This window comes from Bartonella sp. AU15XJBT, assembly GCF_028618615.1.
Lineage (GTDB): Bacteria > Pseudomonadota > Alphaproteobacteria > Rhizobiales > Rhizobiaceae > Bartonella.
In genome coordinates, this window is record NZ_JAQITG010000003.1 from 80,096 (window position 1) to 100,949 (window position 20,854).

17 protein-coding genes and 3 pseudogenes are annotated in these 20,854 nt (G+C 40.2%); 9 read left to right on the forward strand and 11 right to left on the reverse strand.

The features are described from left to right. Positions 1-94 precede the first annotated feature (94 nt). From gap to PVV57_RS02485, 5 genes and pseudogenes are all read left to right on the forward strand, one after another. Positions 95-1,102, forward strand: coding sequence for a type I glyceraldehyde-3-phosphate dehydrogenase (gap, locus tag PVV57_RS02465; protein ID WP_273783372.1), 1,008 nt, complete (start codon positions 95-97; stop codon positions 1,100-1,102). A gap of 584 nt (positions 1,103-1,686) precedes the next feature. Further along, positions 1,687-2,880 carry a phosphoglycerate kinase gene (locus tag PVV57_RS02470; RefSeq protein ID WP_273783407.1) on the forward strand — a complete coding sequence of 398 codons (1,194 nt, stop codon included), beginning with the start codon at positions 1,687-1,689 and terminating at the stop codon, positions 2,878-2,880. A 119-nt stretch (positions 2,881-2,999) separates the two neighbouring features. Next, entirely contained in the window at positions 3,000-4,031 is a 1,032-nt protein-coding gene (locus PVV57_RS02475; RefSeq protein ID WP_273783374.1) for a class I fructose-bisphosphate aldolase, read from the forward strand. A gap of 177 nt (positions 4,032-4,208) precedes the next feature. Further along, positions 4,209-4,702, forward strand: a pseudogene (locus PVV57_RS02480) (class I fructose-bisphosphate aldolase); the annotation flags it as partial. A 680-nt stretch (positions 4,703-5,382) separates the two neighbouring features. Further along, a complete protein-coding gene (locus tag PVV57_RS02485) occupies positions 5,383-5,802 on the forward strand; it encodes a hypothetical protein (RefSeq protein WP_273718742.1) in 420 nt (139 codons plus the stop codon). Between the two features lie 164 nt (positions 5,803-5,966). Here the strand turns inward: PVV57_RS02485 and PVV57_RS02490 are convergent, their stop codons facing one another. Both PVV57_RS02490 and rpmE read right to left on the reverse strand, forming a co-directional pair. Then, the gene (locus tag PVV57_RS02490) at positions 5,967-6,206 is read right to left on the reverse strand and encodes a hypothetical protein (RefSeq protein ID WP_404977235.1); all 240 of its coding nucleotides are present in this window, start codon (positions 6,204-6,206) and stop codon (positions 5,967-5,969) included. Between the two features lie 277 nt (positions 6,207-6,483). Beyond that, complete coding sequence (rpmE, locus tag PVV57_RS02495; protein ID WP_005774581.1) at positions 6,484-6,705, reverse strand: 50S ribosomal protein L31; 222 nt, start codon at positions 6,703-6,705, stop codon at positions 6,484-6,486. 190 nt (positions 6,706-6,895) lie between these two features. Between rpmE and PVV57_RS02500 the strand changes: the two genes are divergently transcribed. The 4 genes from PVV57_RS02500 (at position 6,896) to PVV57_RS02515 (ending at position 10,835) form a co-directional block, all read left to right on the forward strand. After that, positions 6,896-8,686, forward strand: a complete 1,791-nt coding sequence (locus PVV57_RS02500) for an ABC transporter transmembrane domain-containing protein (RefSeq protein ID WP_273718745.1) — start codon at positions 6,896-6,898, stop codon at positions 8,684-8,686. A 385-nt stretch (positions 8,687-9,071) separates the two neighbouring features. Continuing rightward, positions 9,072-9,230, forward strand: a complete 159-nt coding sequence (locus PVV57_RS02505; protein ID WP_273718746.1) for a hypothetical protein — start codon at positions 9,072-9,074, stop codon at positions 9,228-9,230. Positions 9,231-9,573: 343 nt separating this feature from the next. Continuing rightward, entirely contained in the window at positions 9,574-10,230 is a 657-nt protein-coding gene (locus tag PVV57_RS02510) for a hypothetical protein (RefSeq protein ID WP_273718749.1), read from the forward strand. Continuing rightward, positions 10,155-10,835, forward strand: a complete 681-nt coding sequence (locus PVV57_RS02515; protein WP_273783375.1) for a hypothetical protein — start codon at positions 10,155-10,157, stop codon at positions 10,833-10,835. The genes PVV57_RS02510 and PVV57_RS02515 overlap by 76 nt, the downstream gene beginning before the upstream one ends. 555 nt (positions 10,836-11,390) lie before the next feature. Here the strand turns inward: PVV57_RS02515 and PVV57_RS02520 are convergent. The 9 genes and pseudogenes from PVV57_RS02520 to PVV57_RS02560 all read right to left on the reverse strand — a co-directional run bounded on the left by PVV57_RS02520 (position 11,391) and on the right by PVV57_RS02560 (position 20,290). Beyond that, complete coding sequence (locus PVV57_RS02520; protein WP_273718753.1) at positions 11,391-12,182, reverse strand: inositol monophosphatase family protein; 792 nt, start codon at positions 12,180-12,182, stop codon at positions 11,391-11,393. Between the two features lie 11 nt (positions 12,183-12,193). Continuing rightward, a complete protein-coding gene (efp, locus tag PVV57_RS02525; RefSeq protein ID WP_273718754.1) occupies positions 12,194-12,769 on the reverse strand; it encodes an elongation factor P in 576 nt (191 codons plus the stop codon). Between the two features lie 653 nt (positions 12,770-13,422). Next, positions 13,423-13,788, reverse strand: a pseudogene (locus PVV57_RS02530) (helix-turn-helix domain-containing protein). Positions 13,789-14,168: 380 nt separating this feature from the next. Then, a complete protein-coding gene (locus PVV57_RS02535) occupies positions 14,169-14,534 on the reverse strand; it encodes a helix-turn-helix domain-containing protein (RefSeq protein ID WP_273783377.1) in 366 nt (121 codons plus the stop codon). Positions 14,535-15,075: 541 nt separating this feature from the next. Further along, entirely contained in the window at positions 15,076-15,474 is a 399-nt protein-coding gene (locus PVV57_RS02540) for a hypothetical protein (protein ID WP_273718755.1), read from the reverse strand. Between the two features lie 661 nt (positions 15,475-16,135). Further along, a pseudogene (locus tag PVV57_RS02545) lies at positions 16,136-16,500 on the reverse strand (helix-turn-helix domain-containing protein). 1,261 nt (positions 16,501-17,761) lie between these two features. After that, positions 17,762-18,805, reverse strand: a complete 1,044-nt coding sequence (locus PVV57_RS02550; protein ID WP_273718757.1) for a tetratricopeptide repeat protein — start codon at positions 18,803-18,805, stop codon at positions 17,762-17,764. Between the two features lie 363 nt (positions 18,806-19,168). Then, positions 19,169-19,534, reverse strand: a complete 366-nt coding sequence (locus PVV57_RS02555) for a helix-turn-helix transcriptional regulator (protein WP_273718759.1) — start codon at positions 19,532-19,534, stop codon at positions 19,169-19,171. 387 nt (positions 19,535-19,921) lie between these two features. Next, complete coding sequence (locus tag PVV57_RS02560; protein WP_273783379.1) at positions 19,922-20,290, reverse strand: helix-turn-helix transcriptional regulator; 369 nt, start codon at positions 20,288-20,290, stop codon at positions 19,922-19,924. Positions 20,291-20,854 lie beyond the last annotated feature (564 nt).

The following is a 20,854-nucleotide window of genomic DNA, read 5'->3' on the forward strand; positions in this document are numbered from 1 at the left end:
ACGTCTTGGGAATTCATGGTTTGGGATTGGAAAATGCCCATTTGTTGTGTTTTAAATGTTGTGCTTTAAAAAATTAAATGAGGAAACATGTGAAATGACAGTTCGTGTTGCAATTAATGGGTTTGGTCGTATTGGACGCAATATTTTACGGGCGCTGGTAGAAAGTGGACGAAAAGATATTGAAGTCGTCGCAATTAATGATTTGGGATCGGTGGAAACAAATGCCCATTTGTTGCGCTATGATTCAGTTCATGGGCGTTTTCCTGGAGACGTTAAAGTGGTGGGGGACGCCATTGATGTGGGGGGTGGTTTAATAAAGGTATGCGCAGAGCGTGATCCTGCACAATTGCCTTGGAAAGATCTGGATATCGATATCGCGTTGGAGTGTACGGGCATTTTTACGGCGCGGGATAAAGCAAAGGCTCATTTGGATGCAGGGGCAAGGCGTGTTCTGGTTTCCGCACCTTCAGAAGGCGCAGATCTGACGGTTGTCTATGGGGTTAATCATCAGTCTTTAAGCGGAGAACATCGCGTTGTTTCAAATGCTTCTTGTACAACCAATTGTTTGGCGCCTGTTGCACAAGTTTTGCACAACACGGTGGGCATTGAAAATGGATTTATGACAACAATCCATTCTTATACCGGTGATCAACCTGTGTTGGATACCATGCATCGTGATCTTTATCGGGCGCGTGCGGCCGCTCTTTCGATGATTCCTACCTCAACCGGGGCAGCAAAAGCTGTGGGATTGGTTTTGCCAGAATTAAAGGGATTGCTTGATGGGGTATCGATTCGTGTTCCAACCCCTAATGTTTCTGTGGTAGATTTGACATTTACTGCTAAGCGTTCCACAACAATTGAAGAAATTAATACGGCTATTGCAACTGCTGCACGAGGTTCACTCAAGGGCATTTTAGATACTACGCAAGAAAAGCTAGTGAGTTGTGATTTTAATCATAATCCGCATTCAGCGATTTTTCACAATGATCAAACCAAAGTGATTGATGGTAAACTCTGTCGTGTTCTGGTTTGGTATGATAATGAATGGGGCTTTTCTAACCGTATGAGTGATACGGCGGTGGCTTTTGCCAAGACAATATAAATACTATAAGAAGGACCTTCGGGTCCTCTTTTTATAGGAAAAAGCCTCGTTTTTGTACAAATTAAGGCGCATTCTTTTGAGAAAAATAGAGAGAAGTTGTTGTTTTTATGCGCTAGAGAGAAGATGCTGTTGAAAGATTGATGGTATTTTTTAAAGTGCAAGGCAATATATGCTTTTAAAAGCCGCTTGAAAGAGTAAACTTTGAAATAAGGAACATCTGAACGAGACAACGTTTGAAAAAACGTCAGAAAATAAAAGACGTAAACTCTTTTGCATAAAAGTAAAGGGGCGTTTTAGTAGAAATAAAATTGAGCCAATGCATTTGTTCGCAACAATGGAATATGAAGATGAAGAACAATGAGAGGCTTTTGTACACTTGATGATGGAAGCTTTGGATTTTCAGGCTGAGAGTGAGAGAAGAGTGATTTGTCGTGAATTTCTTTTATGAAAAAGTAAAGGTATGGCATACACAAGTAAAGTAGGGGCATACAAAAGCAAAGAAGAGATTTTAGAGGAAAGAAAATTAAGCAGGTTTGTTTGATGCGTTTTTATTTGAAACAATGGAAAGTGAAGAGGAAACAGTGATGGTGTTTCGTACGCTTGATGATGTTGATGTTTTGGGCAAACGTGTTCTTGTGCGCGTGGATTTTAATGTTCCTATGGCACTGGGAAAAGTTTGTGACGAGACGCGTCTTGTACGCCATAAAGAGACACTCGTTGAGCTGCAAAAGCGTGGTGCTAAGCTTATTCTGCTTTCTCATTGTGGTCGCCCCAAAGGAAAGGTAGAGCCGGAATTTTCACTCCGCCCTGTTGTACCAGTGCTGGAAAAGATTATCAATCAGCTGGTTGCTTTTGCTCCGGACTGTATTGGCTCGGTGGTGCAGGTGGCGGTGGAGGCATTGCAAAACGGGGGTGTTTTACTACTCGAAAATGTTCGTTTTTATGCCGGTGAGGAAAAGAATGATTGTTCTTTTGCCGAAGCTTTGGCCCATAATGGGGATCTTTATGTCAATGATGCTTTTTCGGTTTCTCATCGTGCCCATGCTTCGGTGGAGGGAATAACGCATTTGTTGCCCTCTTATGCGGGGCGATCGCTGCAAGGCGAGTTGCAGGCCTTAGAAAAAGGACTTGGAAATCCAATGCATCCTGTCGTTGCCATTGTGGGAGGGGCAAAAGTTTCCAGTAAGCTTTTTGTTCTTAATCATTTGGTGGAAAAAGTTGACACCTTGGTGATTGGAGGGGGGATGGCCAACAGTTTTTTAGCTGCGCAAGGTATCCATGTGGGAAAGTCACTGTGTGAACACACATTGATGGAAACGGTCAAAAAAATCATTAAAAAAGCGCAAGAGTGTCACTGTACACTTCTGCTTCCTGTGGATGCTGTCGTTGGATTTCGCTTTGAAAAAGATGCTCCACATCGTCTTTATGATATTGGCGATATTCCTGAAGATGGTATGATATTGGATATTGGGACGCGCTCTATTGCGCATATCAATAGCGTGATAGATAAGGCTGCTACCCTTGTGTGGAATGGGCCCCTTGGTGTTTTTGAGATGTCTCCTTTTGATAAAGGGACAATTGCCGTTGCACGCCATGCCGCAGAACGCAGTCTGATGGGCAAATTGGTTTCAATTGCGGGAGGAGGCGATACGGTTTTTGCCCTTAATCATGCTGGTGTTGCCAATGATTTTACTTATCTCTCAACTGCTGGAGGGGCTTTTTTGGAATGGATGGAAGGGAAGGTTCTGCCTGGAATTCTTCCCCTTATGCAGCCTTAGAGGGATTATTTGAAAAGCAGCTTTAAAGCTGTGTGTCGTTCCTATAAGGTGAGTTTAAGCGTATTGCACACTTTTGGAAAATTTTAAGACGAAATAGAGAAAATAAAGAGGAATTTTTTATGACTGAACGGCTTGAAGATATTGCACTTTCTCTCGTGCAGGCGGGTAAAGGTATTTTGGCGGCAGATGAAAGTACGGCGACCATTGGAAAGCGTTTTACAAGCATTGGTGTTGAATCCAATGAAGATAGGCGCCGTGCTTATCGTGAAATGCTTTTTAGTGCAAAAGAAGCTATGCAAAAAGCTATCTCTGGAGTCATTTTATTTGATGAAACCATTCGACAAAAAGCATCAACAGGGCAAATGTTGACGGATCTTATTCGTGATGCAGGCGCATTACCAGGAATTAAAGTTGATACGGGTGCAAAACCCTTAGCTGCTTTTCCCCAAGAGACAATTACCGAAGGATTGGATGGTCTTCGTGAACGGTTAAAAGACTATTATGCTTTGGGCGCGCGTTTTGCTAAGTGGCGGGCGGTGATTGCCATTAATGCAGATACTTTGCCAACAAGAGGCGCCATTAATCAAAATGCACAAGCCCTCGCACGTTATGCTGCTTTATGTCAGGAACTCAATATTGTGCCGATTGTGGAGCCGGAGGTGCTAATGGATGGACCGTCGTGCGGGCATTCCATTGCACGTTGCTTTGAGGTGACAGGCGCTGTTTTGACAACTGTCTTTAAAGAATTATTTGAAGCCCGTGTTGTTTTAGAGGGGATGATTTTAAAACCCAATATGGTGATTGATGGCAAGGATGCGCGCAAGGCTGGTGTTGAAGAGGTGGCTGAAAAGACTGTCCATGTGCTTAAACAAACTGTCCCTTCTGCTGTTCCAGGAATTGCTTTTCTCTCTGGTGGGCAGTCAGATCAGGAAGCAACGGCGCATTTATCAGCCATGAATTCTTTGGGCGCATTGCCTTGGAAATTGACCTTTTCCTATGGACGTGCTTTGCAAGCGGCTGCTTTAAAAGCATGGGCTGGAAAAGATGAAAATATTGCTGTTGCACAAAAAGCATTTCATCACCGTGCGCAGATGAACCATCTTGCGGCTTTAGGACAATGGACAAAGAGCCAAGAAAAGGTGAGCGCTTGAATTGCCATAGACTTGAATTCCCATAAGGGGGCCGGTGATTGTCCTTGATGCAAACGCTTTGCTTGGCAGGAAGGGCAATCAAAATGCACAAGTTTTTGCATGGCCCATGCTCCTTGATAAAGAATACAGATTTTTTTGCAATTTCGGGATTGGGGTATGCTGACTTCTGAATGGATAGTGCTAATGGATGGACCGTCGTGCGGGCATTCCATTGCACGTTGCTTTGAGGTGACAGGCGCTGTTTTACAGACTGTCTTTAAAGAATTATTTGAAGCCCGTGTTGTTTTAGAGGGGATGATTTTAAAACCCAATATGGTGATTGATGGCAAGGATGCGCGCAAGGCTGGTGTTGAAGAGGTGGCTGAAAAGACTGTCCATATGCTTAAACAAACTGTCCCTTCTGCTGTTCCAGGAATTGCTTTTCTTGTCTTACGGGCAGTCAGATCAGGAAGCAACGGCGCATTTATCAGCCATGAATTCTTTGGGCGCATTGCCTTGGAAATTGACCTTTTCTTAATCGACGTGCTTTGCAAGCGGCTGCTTTAAAAGTATGGGCTGGAAAAGATGAAAATATTGCTGTTGCACAAAAGGCATTTTGTCATCGTGCGCGGATGAACCATCTTGCGGCTTTAGGACAATGGACAAAAGAGCAGGAGAAAATGAGCGCTTGAAGCACAAGCTATGCCTCAATGCGGGGAGATTTTGCATGTTTCTGGGTGATTTGGGATGTTCTCATTGTGATAAAAATGGCGAGGACCCTTTAGGCTTGAAAGGTTTCTCAGAGCGTTTTCTTTTTGGATATTTTAAAAGTCTTTATAGGTTGCCATCGAGAGATAATATTGCGGGAGAGGTGTGATTGTAGGAAGGGGAGATAGTGCTTTAAAGGAAATTTATGAATGCGCAGTATCTTCGTTGTGTTATGGTTCGTGAGGTGGAGTCTTGTTTTTTGAAGTGAAAATCATAAAGTTGGTACTATCTTAAGAAGAGTTTGATATTGTGATATTCCTTCTTTTTCATGTTATTATTGCTTGTCATCAGCACAATCCATTTGAGTGCAATCTCAAAAGTTGGGTAAGCGGGTCGATTGAAGAGCTGTGATTTCTGATTGGATTAGACATACAGCTTATGAAGCTTTTTTGCATCAGGATAGCTTTCTCTATCAATGGGGTGTCTTTTTATTAACGAGCGGATTTAGTTGCTTTTGCTAACAAAAATGGATTGGCATCTCAATAAAATGCATGTTTTTTTGTTAAAATGAATAAATTTTTCTTGTATTTGTGATGCTATAATGGAAAATGACGCATTCTTATAAGACTTACAGTAGCGCGGCTGAAGAATAGAGGGGGGAGTCGTGAACGGCATATCTGCTAACAAGGACAATATCCAAGAGAAAAATCCAGATGCAAAAAAGAGTATTCCTTCAATTATAATACGTAAAGTATTCAATATAATACGTATAATATTAGCTGGGATATTTAGACTGTTTATTTTTACAATTTTTCTTATCATGTTCCAAATGCGTGGACTGGTTCATATCGCACTAAGCTTCATTGCGGGTGCGAGTGGACTCGCGTGCTTTTTCTTTTTTTTCGGATACCTCTTACAACGCCACGAAGCAACAGCCGATGAAGCTGGGATATCGCTCACATTACTCTTAGCAATTGGTGAAGGGGTTTTTTCTGTTTGCTCTCTGTATGCTATGTGGGGTACGACGCTCTCTTATTACGTTTGGCACCTGAAGGGTATGAACTTACTCTCTTTGAATAAATAGAGCGCACTTTGTTTGCACACAAATTAAAATGGGAGGCGGACAGCTTCTGAAATTCTTAATAATCGCTCTCCAAAACATGACATCAGATTTGCATTTAATGAAGGAATTAATAAGCTTTTATTCTTAAGATCAAGACAATCCTTACGGGACGCTTAACAGCGTTTTTACCCTAAGATACAAAAACAGCTTGTTTTGTCTTTTTCACGTGGCTTTGAAATCACGATATAAGAGGAAAGCTCTGTGCCTTTCTTACAATCACCCGAGCCATACCAATGCGCTGCTTTTGTTCCCCCAGAAAGCATGGTCCCACGTTCTGCTACTTGTGTTTCCAAACCATGGGATAAAGCTTGAATACATTCAAGTGCATTTGCCGCTTTAGCAGCGGCAAGAATTTCTTCTTCCATAGCATTTTCAGTTCAAAAAAGATGAATGGTCTGCAATCATTTTATTTGAAATTTTTGTGCCCCATGAGAAAGGGGCTTATGCTGATCATTTCAAAATGACCTTTGAATTCAAAAACGCAACCATCACACTTTATAAGTGCTTCAGATCTATCTATTTCTGTTGGATGCGTTTTTAAATCACTCTTTAAAGTGCACTCTATTACAGCACAAAAAGCCTCATCGCTTAATGAGGCAATCGTTTTGTTTAAAATCTTTGTACCTCACGAAGATGAGGTTTTTACATACCAATATTACCAAAACGATTTTTGAACTTAGAAAGGCGACCGCCACGGTCTACAAGTGTTTGGGACCCACCTGTCCATGCTGGATGCGTTCTTGGATCAATATCTAGATTAAGGGTATCCCCCTCTTTTCCCCAAGTGGAGCGCGTTGTATATTGAGTTCCATCCGTCATAACAACGGTAATTTTGTGATAGTTAGGATGAATATTCGCTTTCATGCGTCAAACCTTTTGCGTTTATAGAATGAAAGAACACTTACTCTATTTTTTTAAGTGCGCTTCCTTTGTCTTTTTGATACATTGATTAAAGTATTTATTCCTATAGCTGAGCACGCATTAAAAAACAAGTGTTCAAGATACATCATTGTGTCACGTGTTATAAATCATTCAATATAGTGAGCGAAACCTTATGAATCTCCTCAATCATTCAGAAAAATCTGCAAATTCTTCAGCAAAAAAATCTTCATTGTCTTCGCTTGCAACTTTCGTCCCTTATCTTGTGCGTTATCGGTGGTTGTTTATCTTTGCCTTTGTTGCTTTGTCTGTTGCGGCCCTTGTCACACTGGCGTTACCTGTTGCCATCGGCAAAATGTTTGATCATGGTTTTTCCACTTCAAGCCATGGTTATATCAATTTTTATTTCTTTATTTTATTCGCTTTAGCTTTACTGTTGGCACTTGCTTCGGCTTGCCGTTATTATTGTGTCATCACTTTAGGAGAACGGATTGTTGCCGATTTACGCCGTGATGTGTTTGTTCATATTATGAAACTTTCGCCTGCTTTTTTTGATAAATCTCATTCTGGTGAACTTGTCTCAAGGCTCCTTACTGATACAACACAAATAAAATTAGCCGTTGGCTCAACCGCCTCTACGGCTTTGCGTCATCTGATTGTGGTGATCGGCGCAATTGTGATGATGGTGATCACCAATGCCAAATTATCCGCATTGGTGCTGCTTGCTATCCCCTTTGTTGCACTTCCATTGGTGGCTTTTGGACGCAAGGTTCGTACACGCACACGCGCGGCGCAAGATCGTGTCGCCGATGCTAATGCTGTTGCAACAGAACAGGTCAGTGCTATTCGCACGGTGCAAGCTTTTACTGCTGAAAAACTTGTTGCGACACGTTTTTCACAGTTGATAGAACGCGCTTTTCAGACAGCACGGGCTTCTGTAATTTTGCGTTCCTTTTTTACTGGTTTTGCAATTTTTTTGGTTTTTAGCAGTGTGGTTGCTGTTTTGTGGATTGGATCGCGGGATGTTTTGAATGGAACGATGACAGGGGGGACATTAGGGCAATTTGTCCTTTATGCCGTTTTTGGAGCCTCAACCTTTGCGCAATTATCAGAACTGGGGGCAGAACTCATTCAAGCCGCAGGCGCAGCTGAACGATTGGCTGAATTGTTGCAAGAACAGCCTATGATTTTAGCGCCAAAAGATCCTGTCTCTTTGGCAAAACCGGTTCGAGGTGAACTTGTTTTTGATCATGTTGATTTTACCTATCCTTCTCGACCACAAGAGAAGATTTTACGCTCGCTTTCCTTTTCTATCAAAGCCGGTGAAACAGTTGCTTTTGTCGGTGCTTCAGGGGCGGGGAAAAGCACACTTTTTTCTTTAATCCTGCGTTTTTATGACCCAACAAGTGGAAAAATTCGGCTAGATGGTCTGGAAATTGATCGCCTTTCTCTGCAAGATTTACGTGGTGCAATCTCTTATGTTCCGCAAGATATTGCTATTTTTGATGGTACATTGCGCGATAATATTGTTTTTGGGTCTGAAAATGCTATGGAAGAGGAAATTATTGCGGCCGCTAAAGCAGCCAATGCCTTTGAATTTATTGAAACTTTTCCTGATGGCTTGGATACACAAGTTGGAGAACGTGGGACCATGCTTTCTGGGGGGCAAAAGCAGCGTATCGGTATTGCACGGGCGATTTTAAGAAATGCACCGCTCTTGCTGCTGGATGAAGCAACATCTGCCTTAGATGCAAACAGTGAAAAACTTGTGCAAGATGCTTTAGAAGGCTTGATGCAAAACCGTACGACATTGGTGATTGCGCACCGTTTGGCAACAATTTTAAAAGCGGATCGTATTCTCGTGATGGATAAAGGCGCTCTTGTGGAAGAGGGAACCCATGCCGAACTTGTGGCGAAAAATGGCGTTTATGCTTATCTGGCAAAATTGCAATTTTCACCCGAATAAGGGCTCTTGATGAAAGAGTAGCCCATGGGGGGTGAATACCATGCTTTACAAGCAGAGGATTATCAAATTAAGAGCTCATGGGGAAAATGAGAGGCAAGCGTTAAGATAAAAAAGAGGGGCAAAAATTGAGGCGTTTCCTTCTTGAATTTTAGCTATTTTTTTCTCTGCTTGAGATGGAGCATTTTTTATAAAAAACGCTTTCTTTATGTAGAATATAAAATGATGCCCACTTAATCTCTATGAATTAAAGGGGAGAGCTCTCTTTATAACAGCACTTTCACGTTGATTTATAATGATAATTCATTGTTTTATTCGTTGGATGAGAGCTTCTAAAATCATAGGATTTTCTTATTTCAAACCTATGTATGGTGAACCAATCAAAATCATGTCTCTTACATATATCAAGCGGGGAAGTCTGTATGGCGTAAAACACTTGAGAAAGAACAATGCTTCTTATGAATCCTCTCAAGTTTTAAGGGCTGTAGCAACATTGGAGGGTGGCAAAGTGTGTGATGATGCTGGCTTATGGAAAAAGAGCCGATAAATGGGCTGAGAGATGCTTTTTATCGATTTTACAAAACAGAGCTAAGAGAGCACGCAGCCATGTTTTTTGTGTTAAGATTTTTAGTATTTTTTCCCATATTTCATAGATCATGTATTGTGAGGTTTTAAAAGGCTTTTCTTTAAAGCGTATAAAGCACAAGAGCAGTATAATTAAAATACGAATTGTTTGTATTTATCAATGTGAGTATCTATATTTTGTATGCTAATTTTATTAAAATAGAATATGTAGCAGCCCGTGAATCACATTTACACATAATGATATAATATCGGGAAGTCGGTGAGAGAGCTGTGTGAAATGTCGGTGAGGAGAAAAAGGAGCGAGGATGGGTGATCACGATACTTTCATAGTTATAGTAGGAATAATCATAGCAGGGGGCATAATCTGTAGTCTTTGGTTAGCAAATTATCAAAAAAAGCAATTAAGTGAACAGCTTGAGCAATGTGAGAAATTACTGCAGCTGAAAGATCGAGAGTGCGCGATATATGAAAATATTATTACACAATGGGAACAAAGGCTTTTTCAAAAAACTCGAAGAATACCGAAAGAATGGATTAAGCAATGGGATGAAGAAGTAAGACATTGGGAAAGGGATATACTGGAGATAAAAAATCCTGGGCACATTTCTGAATCTAAAGAACAGCAGCATCCAATGATACGAGATATTTGTGCTCAAGGATATGCAGATACGTTTTTTCTCTATGAAAAGGCGATGGAAGTGGAATTTACTGCTGAGCACATCGAAAGAATAAATGAATTAATGAAGCGTCCAATTTTTAAGGAAACTTATCCTAAAGTTGTGCGATTGATGAGAAAGAATGGGATCATTTTGCAAAAGTTTTTAGATCCACTCACGAAAAAAAACGATATAAACATACAATGCTGTCGCTTCATTGGTGTTTATATGTGGTTGATGATATGCTTAAAGCTGAATATGAACAACAACTACAAGATAAGGCTTCAGGGCTCTATCGTGACTTAGCATCTATGGAAATTTGGTTTGAAGATATACCTAAATATACAGAATATGAAACGCTAAAAAAGATACTGCAAGGATTTGGGACCATGCCTGGTGACTGTGATGTACTATGCGTTTGTAAAAGAGAACTTTTATCATTATTGTATGATATTTCCAGTGATTATAAGGCGGCGAGAGAGACTTTTATTTACTATAAGATGCTTATTGATACGGTGAAAGAAGGATATATGGCCTTTGATAAGGATTGTCGTTACTCCACGGTTGAAAAGGCAATGAAGGCTTGTAGAAAGAGAGATAAAGAAGAGAAAAAAGACCTAGTAGTCCTTAATGAAAAGATACCGACATTTGAAGAAGCTTATAAATTAGGCATTAAAGAATGGATGAAATCATCAAATGAGAAATGCGATAACCGATTGATTTTTTGGGAGCAGCTTACCAGACAAACAAAATTAAAAGCTATCTTCGGTGAGGAGAGGGTAAAGAAATTGGAAGAGGCTATCGAAAAAGATCAAAAACAATTCGAGAATGAAATACAGGAAGCAATTCTCGAGAACAAAAATGTGCATTTTCATAAGTCTCATGCGTATTTGATACAGTATTTGGAATGAGGGTAAAAAAATGAGAGGTATATGTGACAGTTCTTATGGGAGAGCAGAGGTAGGCTTTTGGAGGCAATCTTTTTTCGGCAGTGTAAGGTGACCTCTTAAGAAGGGTAGGGTAGGTTTTTGCAGCAGGTGTATTTATTGTTTTTGAGAGCGTTTTGTTGTGATGGTGATTTTTGTTTTCTGGTTTGTTTGCAGGGGAACTGAGGAGAACAGCAGCGTCAATAATATTGGCTAAGCTGTCATTATATCTTTAAGGGGGTATAAGGGCTTGATCGTTGGTGATGGTTTTGTGAACTATTTGTATGCGGGGTGTTCTATTGCAAATTTGCGGGTTGTCTTTCCAAAAGTTCTCGGCTCGACTAGCGGATAAGCTCAATCAAGAGCAGCAGTGTCAAGACAAGCGAAGTTCTGTAGGCTTTCTCATCACAATTTTCCGAATTTTTTCATCATTTTCATCATATTGTGTAATTTGATGAGATAGGTTGCGTGATGAGAGTATTCAGAGGGGGCTCGTATTGCCTTTTGAAAAGACGTCCTTTTGAGAGCTTAATGTGAGGACTAAATGCCTTTTTTGAGGGTTTTTTCTAACTTGGTGCGGATGTGTTCATTGCCGGCGATGATGTTTTTTTTGCGGAAGATATCATCACCGCCTTCTTTATCGGTGACAAAACCTCCGGCTTCGCGAACCATCAATATTCCAGCAGCCATATCCCAAATTTGCAGGTTGTCTTCCCAATAGCCATCAATTCTTCCAGCAGCAACATAGGCTAAATCAAGAGCCGCAGCACCAAAACGGCGAAGTCCAGCAACTTCCATCATCACATTGCGCAATTCAATAAGATAGGTTCCATGACCTGGGCGTCCAAAATGAGGCATGCCTGTGGCAATGACACAATCTTCTAATCTTTTCCGCGCAGAAACGCGACAGCGCCGGTCATTGAAAAAAGCACCACTGCCCCGTTCTGCGGTAAAAAGTTCATCATTCACGGGGTTGTAAATGACACCCGCAACAATTTTACCTTGGCTTTCTAAAGCAATGGAAATAGCAAAAAAAGGAATGCCATGGAGAAAATTTGTGGTGCCATCTAAAGGGTCAACAATAAAACGATGTTGCGAATCTTCTCCAATGATTTCCTCAGACTCTTCCATCAGAAAACCAAATTTGGGGCGTGCTTTGCTTAATTCGTTGAAAATAATTTTTTCCGCTTTGCGATCGGCTTGGCTGACGTAATCGGCTGGCCCTTTTAGGGACACTTGCAAATTTTGCACTTCACCGTAATCACGCACCAACGAGCGTCCTGCTTTCATGGCAGCTTGCACCATGACATTCATGATTGCAGAATGGGCCATTTTTTATTCCTTTATTTATCTTTTTCATTTGCACGACGCAAATAAATCAATTCGTTGGTGTCGACAATGATACGCTCACCGGCATTCATAAAAGGAGGAACAAGAATACGAATCCCGTTTTCAAGAATGGCAGGTTTATAAGAAGCGGTGACCGTTTGTCCTTTGAGAGCCGGATCAGCTTCCAAAATCGTGACAGCAACTTGATCAGGAAGTGAGATGCCGATAGGCTTTTCTTGATAAAGTTCAACTGTGACAGTCATTCCATCTTGCAAGAAAGCAGCACGTTCACCAACAAAATCCTTTTGAAGTTCAAGTTGTTCATACGACTCTGAATCCATAAAGACTAAAGCATCTCCTTGTTGATAAAGAAAGGTGAAATCCTTTTGTTCAAGGCGGACGCGCTCAACCGTCTCTGCGGCACGAAAGCGTTCATTCAGTTTTGTCCCATCCAGTAAATTTTTTAGTTCAACTTGATTAAATGCACCACCTTTTCCTGGTTTAACGGCATTACATTTCACTGCAACCCACAAGCTTCCTTGATGCTCTATCACATTACCAGGACGAATTTCATTGCCATTAATTTTCATCGTTTCTATCCAATTCTATTTTTGCAAAAAGAGCTCTCGTGTTGCCTTTATGGCGCTTTTCTTTGCTGCCTTTAACAGTGAGCGCTTTTGTTATTTTGGGGCTCAAATTCCTTTGTTCGTCTTGCGACTTTCTCATGGTTCCCTGTGTGCTCTTTATTATTTTCGCTCAAACTCCCTTTGCGCATGGTTTTTGCAAAGAGAAAAGCTTAAGGACAAAAGGACCTTGATGTATTTTTGCTTCTCAACTCTTTGCAAGACCATAAAAAGTGCCAAGACGCAAGCTTTTTAAAAATTTGTGCAAAATTTTTTGAGACTTTTGGGAAACTTTTTTGGGGTTTTTGGGAAATTTTATTTCATTGTATCGTAAAATATTATTGAGATTAATGATAGAGGTTCTGTAAAACCATGAGGTGTTTTTTATGAGAATGCGTGATGAATATGAGAAGGGGGAGCTTGTCCGGATAATTTTGTTGAATAAACACCATGAAATGGGAAGCGCAATGAGTTGCGTTCTGAGAATCCGGATTGCTGAGAAATTGGGTCGGGAAGGGACTTGTGTCCCTTAAGGTGTATGAGGTCTGTTAAGAACAGAGCGTGTAGCACCTTATAGCGCGTATCGCGTTATAGAGAATGTGGTGCACAATTACGTAAGGTTAGCTTGCATTCTCATCCATGATGAGCTGTAGAATGGCTCTTTGTTTTATCGAGGTAAGCGTTCTAAACCTTTTGAGCAACAGGTATTCCTCTGTGTTTGAGATGACTTCATCGTGATGGTATGGAGGCTGTTATTTTGTGATGATATCGGCATAAAAAAAGGAAATCGGAACATTCAAAATATCGGAAATTTGCATTAAACGCCCCGCGCTGACACGATTTAAGCCTTTTTCGTATTTTTGAATTTGTTGAAAGCTTATACCTAAAGCATGCCCTAAAGTTGTTTGAGACATTTTTAGCATTTGTCGTCTCAAGCGAATTTTCTTGCCAACAAAAAGATCAATATTAAGATTTTGAGATTGCATTTTACCCTCCCGCCGGTTGCGAGCGCCCTCGCATGAGTATTCCGGGAGTCAAAAATACTGAACTCGAATCAGCTTTTTTGCTTTTAGTGCTGGTAAGCACCTGGACATAGCAAAAACTCCCGGAATTCCGGGATACCCACAAAGTGGGACAAATTAATGTACGAGTTTTCGGGTTTTTGAATCCCTATTGGTCGTTGCGTATGCGACCAAAACACCTTTCAACTCATAAAGGAATTTCAGCAGATTGGCAATAAAAAACAGTTTTTTGAATAAGAAGTGGTGTTTTTCTCATGAAAGAAATATAAAGCATTCATATCGAGGGAGTATGGCTTTGAACAGCGCGTATCGCTTTATAGAGAATGTGGTGCGCTAGTGCGTGGTTAGCTTGCATTCTCATCCATGATGAGCTGTAAAAAAGCTTTTCTTTTTACAGTGGTGAGTGTTCTAAATCTTTTGAGCAACAGGTATTCCTCTGTGTTCGAGATGACTTCATCGTGATGGTATGGAGGCTGTTGTTTTGTGATGATATCGGCATAAAAAAAGGAAATCGGAACATTCAAAATATCGGAAATTTGCATTAAACGCCCCGCGCTGACACGATTTAAGCCTTTTTCGTATTTTTGAATTTGTTGAAAGCTTATACCTAAAACATGCCCTAAAGTTGTTTGAGACATTTTTAGCATTTGCCGTCTCAAGCGAATTTTTTTGCCGACCAAAAGATCAATATTAAGATTTTGAGATTGCATTGCTCCCCACCGGTTGCGAGCGCCCTCGCATGAGTATTCCGGGAGTCTAAAAACACTGAACCTAAATCAGCATTTTGCTTTTAGTGCGTAAGACGCACTTGGACATAGCAAAATCTCCCGGAATTCCGGGATATCCGCAAAGCGGAACAAATTAATGTTTAGGTTTCGGGTTTTTAGATCCCTATTGGTCGCCGCGTATGCGACCAAAACACCTTCTTATTCATAAAGTAATTTCAGCAGATTGGCAATAAAAAACAGCTTTTTAAACGAGAGGCGCTGTGTTTTTCTTACGCAATCAAAAAGAAGGCAGCGCTCTTCTGATCCTCTGATCTTTCCATATTTTGAGAATAATATTTTACAAGCGGATAGCTTATTTTGCTGAGGTGTGGAGCACTTGTATCGTTACAAGATGTGATAAAATTTATCTATTCTCGCTAAAAAACAAGGTTCTTTATTGAGATGCAAATCTCTTTGCCTTTCGCAAAAACTTTTAAGTCTTTACATTTAAAATAGAGAGAATGCCCATATTCAAAGAGCGGGTTCATTTGGGCTGAGTATTTATATAAGCACGTGGTTCTCCGTTCACATTATACTGAAAAAGAGATACTATAGTGCTACTATTTAATCTTATTCTATAACTCAAATTCACACCCATGTTTTGTTGTTTTTGAGGTTGATCTGTATAGATCACATTATATCCATTCCGTTGCAACAGATTGATAAATAAAGGCGTAAAGCTGTCTACTGTATTATTTTTCTTTATAAGAAGTGTGGTTGTAGCTGGTGGTAAAATCCCTTTGTTACCGCTAATAAATTTGTTAGCAACTAATTGTGCCTGACGCTTTGTAAGACTTTGATCAACATAATTTGATGAATAACTGCCTACAGACGCGCAACCAGCCATCACCACAACCGGTGACAGCAATAAATATTTTAACATTGTTATTCCCCTCTTTTAATTCTACATCTTATTGTCAGTAATTCTATACCTTATAGGCTCTCCTGCGAAGCTTCTATTCCAGAAATAAGAGCAACTTCGCTTATAGCTATACTACAACGTATCGGCTTCAAATCAAGCGGTAATTTATCAATGAATAATGGTTCCAGTTTTAATTTAAGGCTGTTTCATGTGCTTTTGGCGGTGTCTATTTTAAATAAACGGCTGCTTTTGGTGATTGTGATAAAAAAATATTGTTTTGCGCTTTCATGTTAAGATTATGTTCTCTATCGCCATTATAAAATGATGCGTTAGGTGCGGGTTTAGGTTGACCAAATAAATTTTCAAACATTACTTTTTGAGGGCTACTTTTTAAAAATATGCATGAATACTTACATTGTTTGCTGTAAAATGCTATCGGTTGAGGCGTCGTGCTGTAAGACATAAAATTTTGTATATGTGATGTTTTTATGAGAATGCGTGATGAATATGTGAGGGGGAGCTTGTTCGGACAATCGTGTGTAATAAACCCTATGAAATGGGAAGCGCAATGAGTTGCGTTCTGAGAATCCGGATTGTTTGCCAACAAGATCGTGAAGGGGCTTCTTTCCGTTGAAGATGTGTAAGGCAAGTCAAGAATAGCGCATGGTGCGCCCTATTGATATTAGCTTGCGTTTTCATCCATGATAAGCTGTAGAATGGCTCTTTGTTTTATCGAAGTGAGCGTTCTAAATCTTTTGAGCAACAGATATTCCTCTGTGCTGGAGATGACTTCATCGTGAGGGGAGAGGGCATGTTGTTTTGGCATGATATCCGCATAAAAAAGGAAACTGGGACATTAAGGATATCGGAAATTTGCATTAAACGCCCCGCGCTGACACGATTTAAGCCTTTTTCGTATTTTTGAATTTGTTGAAAGCTTATACCTAAAGCGTGCCCTAAAGTTGTTTGAGACATTTTAAGCATTTGCCGTCTCAAGCAAATTTTTTTGCCAACCAAAAGATCAATATTAAGATTTTGAGATTGCATTGCTCCCCGCCGGTTGCGAGCGCCCTCGCATGAGTATTCCGGGAGCTTGAAAATACTGAAACCTAATCAGCCTTTTTTGCTTTTAGTGCTGGTAAGCACCTGGACATAGCAAAAACTCCCGGAATTCCGGGATACCCACAAAGTGGGACAGATTTACGCGTAGGTTTCGGGTTTTCAAGGCCCTCTTGGTCGTTGCGTAGGCGACCAAAACACCTTTCAACTCATAAAGGAATTTCAGCAAATTGGCAATAAAAAACAGCTTTTTTAATGAGAAGTGGTGTTTTTCTCATGCAATTGAAAAGAAGTATAACTATTTTGATCCTATGATTTTTCTGTAGCATGAGGATCATATTTTACGGTGCGCGGATAGTATCGTTTTTTATGTTTATTGGATAATGCTTGCTTTAAAAACAAATGATACAGTATGTTTTCATTCTTATGAATTTTTCTTGCCAATGCGTTTTCTTGCCAATGAAAATGACGTTATAAAGACCCCTTTTGCATTGTTCCCTTGCCGGTTGCGAGCGCCTTTTTATGCGTATTCCGGGAGTCAAAAATACTGACCTCGAATCAGCTTTTTGCTTTTAGTGCTTATCGCCCCTGGACAGAGCAAAATCTCCCGGAATTTCTATCAACTTTATCTCTTTGAAGCAAAGAATAGCATTTCTCTCAAGCGTTTTTATAAAAATAAAAATGTGTTTTATTGCTTTTTTGCATGCTTTTTCTCATTCGTATGTGTCTATACCGTAAAATGCTGTATAACATACTGATTTAAATGATAGTTTACTATTTTAAATGTTGTATGCTTGAATATTGTACGACTATCCCATTTTAAACTTCTTACGGTGAAGCAGTTAAGAGCATTTTCTTACACGTTACAAGCCGATATTTTGTGGAGCAAAATAATTGATAAAGAAATAAAAATGTATTTCATGAATTTTCTAAAAGATTAAAGGCTTCTACAATATTGAGGATTAGGAAAGCCTATGATGGTGCGTGTTTGCATTTTTATGAAGTAAAGAAGGGGCATGAAGTAAAGAGGACAGGAGCATGAAATAAAAAGGGAGGAGCATTCTTTCAAGATCAGGGGCTTTTTGCCAGCTTTAGCAGGCATAGAGCATGGTGTTGTTGGTATAGAATATGGCGTTGTTTTTGTGTCTGCTGCCTTCTATTTCTTGAAGCATCATTTTGTTTATTCTTTTGATAAAGCCTTTCTGAGAGAAATTTGTGCCAAGAAAAATTTAAGCTTGTTAAGTGCTTTTTAAAAAACAGGAAGGAGCTTTATGGCTTCTTTTTGCGCCTTTTCTCGTTGTGTGTTGTCCATACCTTGGAGCATTATTTCAAGATCTGGGGCTTGCATTTTTGCCTCCTTTGCAAGCAGATACCATGCTGCTGCCATGATCGTATCGCCTTTTGTTCCGATGCCGTCTCGATAAAGTCTTGCAAGGGAAATTTGTGCTGGGGGGACCATGTGGGTGGCATTGTGAAGCAGCAAATGAAAAGCACGGTCAAAATCTTTTTCTCCTCCACGTCCCTGTATAAGCCATTGTGCTAAATGAAGTTGCGCTTTTAAGTGGTTGTTTTGAGCTGCAACTTCCAGCAGTTTGCGGGCATTACGCTCATCCTTTGGTCGATTTAAAGTGCCTAAGGAAAGAATTTTTGCCGCTGCAAAAGCAGCTTCTGCATCCCCAAGAGCAGTGCCTTTTAAGTGCCATTTTAAAGCTTGCTCGATGGCTTCATTTTCACTGCTTTGAGAAGAAACGCCGGGGAGAGTTTGTTTTTCCTGTGAAGCTTTATAAAGAAGAAGTTGTCCATAATAAAAATAGGCTTCTTTGACACCTGCGTTGACAGATTTTCGAATAAATTGTTCACCAAGTTCTTGATTTTGTTTTACAAAATTACCATCAAACAACATAAGTCCATAGCGGAGTTGGGCTTGGGGTTCCCCTTGTTTTGCTGCGCGTTCAAACCATAAAGCAGCTCGCGCCCCGTCAACAGGAACAGCGCATCCTTCCATATAAATTCGGGCAAGAAGCGTTTGCGCAAAAGGATCATTTTTTTCAGCACGGCGGAGGGCTTCACGAAAAGCTTTTAAATAATAGCCTTGAATGTAATAGTCATAAGCTTGGTCATAGTCTCCAGCTTTTAAGGGCTGAAAAGGTTCTTCTGGGTTTGAAGATTCTTGAATCGTATTAAAAGAGTGTTCAAAATCTGAGAGTTCATCAGTGTTTCCAGCAGAATTTACAACAGAACTTGCAAGTCCCATCATACCTAGGATAAGCAGTTGAACACTTCTTTTGATCATCGATTTCTCCTCCTCATTACCAAACAGAATTTTCACATTTTTTTTTCATCATTACAAGCCGAATCCCATTGCTCTCTTATTTTTTATTTCCGTTAAGGGAGGTTTAGGCACCTTTATAAAAATAGCATCAACGTTGATAAGAAACAGACTATTTTAAACAGTGCTATTCTTAATAAATATCCATCACTTTAAAATAAAAAAGCGTCTATGATGAGGCTATCCTTTTACGAATACGTAACTGAATTGTTGATGAAGAGCGGGGGAATTGGTTATGAAGAACATGGAATGTTGATAAAGAGAGGTCTGTGGGCTCTAGAGTGCGTGTCATATTATAGAGAGCGTGTTGCATTCTATTGCATGATTTTAGCTTGCATTCTCATCAGAGAGTAACTGCAAAATGGCTCTCTTTTTTATCGTGGTCAAAACTCTAAATTTTTTGAGCAGTTGGTATTCTTCTGTGCTGGAGATGATTTCATCATGATGATAAGGAGGCTGTTGTTTCGTGATGATATCTGCATAAAAAAAGGAAATCGGAACATTGAGGATATCAGAAATTTCCATTAAACGCCCCGCTCTGACACGATTTAAGCCGTTTTCATATTTTTGAATTTGTTGGAAACTGACGCCTAAAGCATCTCCTAAAGTTGTTTGAGACATTTTGAGCCTTTTTCGTCTCAAGCGAATTCTTTTGCCGACCAGAAGATCAATATTAAGATTGTTGGTTTGCATTTCACCCTCCCGCCGGTTGCGAGCGCCCTCGCATGAGTATTCCGGGAGTTAAAAACACTGAGTCCAAATCAGCATTTTGCTTTTAGTGCTGGTAAGCACCTGGACATAGCAAAATCTCCCGGAATTCCGGGACCCCCACATCAGTGGGTTCATTTTTATGTATCGGACCTTAGGGTTTTTAATCCCCGTTGATCGTTGCGTATACGATCAAAAATACCCTTTCATTCATAAAGTAATTTGAGAGGATTGGCAATAAAAATGAAGATTGTTTTATTTTATGAAAGAGTGTGTGGTTTGGTGCAATGAAAAAGCGTCCATATTGAAGAGGGAGATATCCTTAAATATGGATAACTTCTGATGAATAAAGCCTATTGTATTCACATGATATTAAAAGCTTTCATTGGGTTCAGAGAGTAATTGTAAAATGGCTCTTTGTTTTATCGAAGTGAGCGTTCTAAATCTTTTAAGCAGCAGGTATTCTTCAGTGTTCGAGATGGCTTCGTCGTGAGGGTAGGGTGCATGTTGTTTGGTGGCGATATCCGCATAAAAAAAGGAAACCGGAACATTGAGGATATCAGAAATTTCCATTAAACGCCCCGCGCTGACACGATTTAAGCCGTTTTCATATTTTTGAACTTGTTGGAAGCTTATTCCTAAAGCGTTTCCTAAAGTTGTTTGAGACATTTTGAGCCTTTTTCGTCTCAAGCGAATTCTTTTGCCGACCAGAAGATCAATATTAAGATTGTTGGTTTGCATTTTACTCTCCCGCCGGTTGCGAGCGCCCTCGCATAAGTATTCCGGGAGCTTGAAAATACTGAGTTCTAGTCAGCCTTTTTGCTTTTAGTGCGGAAACACACCTGGACATAGCAAAAACTCCCGGAATTCCGGGATACCCACAAAGTGGGTTCATCTTTACGCTAGAACTTAGGGTTTTCAAGGCCCCTTTTGGTCGTTGCGTATGCGACCAAAACATCTTTTAATTCATAAAGTAGTTTCAGGAGGTTGGCAATAAAAAATAGTTTTTAATGAGAGGCCGTGTGATTTTGATGCAAGTAATAAAGCATAACTATTTTTCTTATTGGAGATTGTTTGCGCGGGTAAATGATATAGTGTGTTTTCTTTGTCAATGAAAATGCCGTTAATTAAGCTTGTTGGTTTGCATTGTCCCCGCCGGTTGCGAGCGCCCCCTTATGCGTATTCCGGGAGTTAAAAACACTGAACTCGAATCAGCATTTTGCTTTTAGTGCTGGTAAGCACGTGGACATAGCAAAAGCTCCCGGAATTCCGGGATACCCGCAAAGCGGGATCAATTCATGTTTA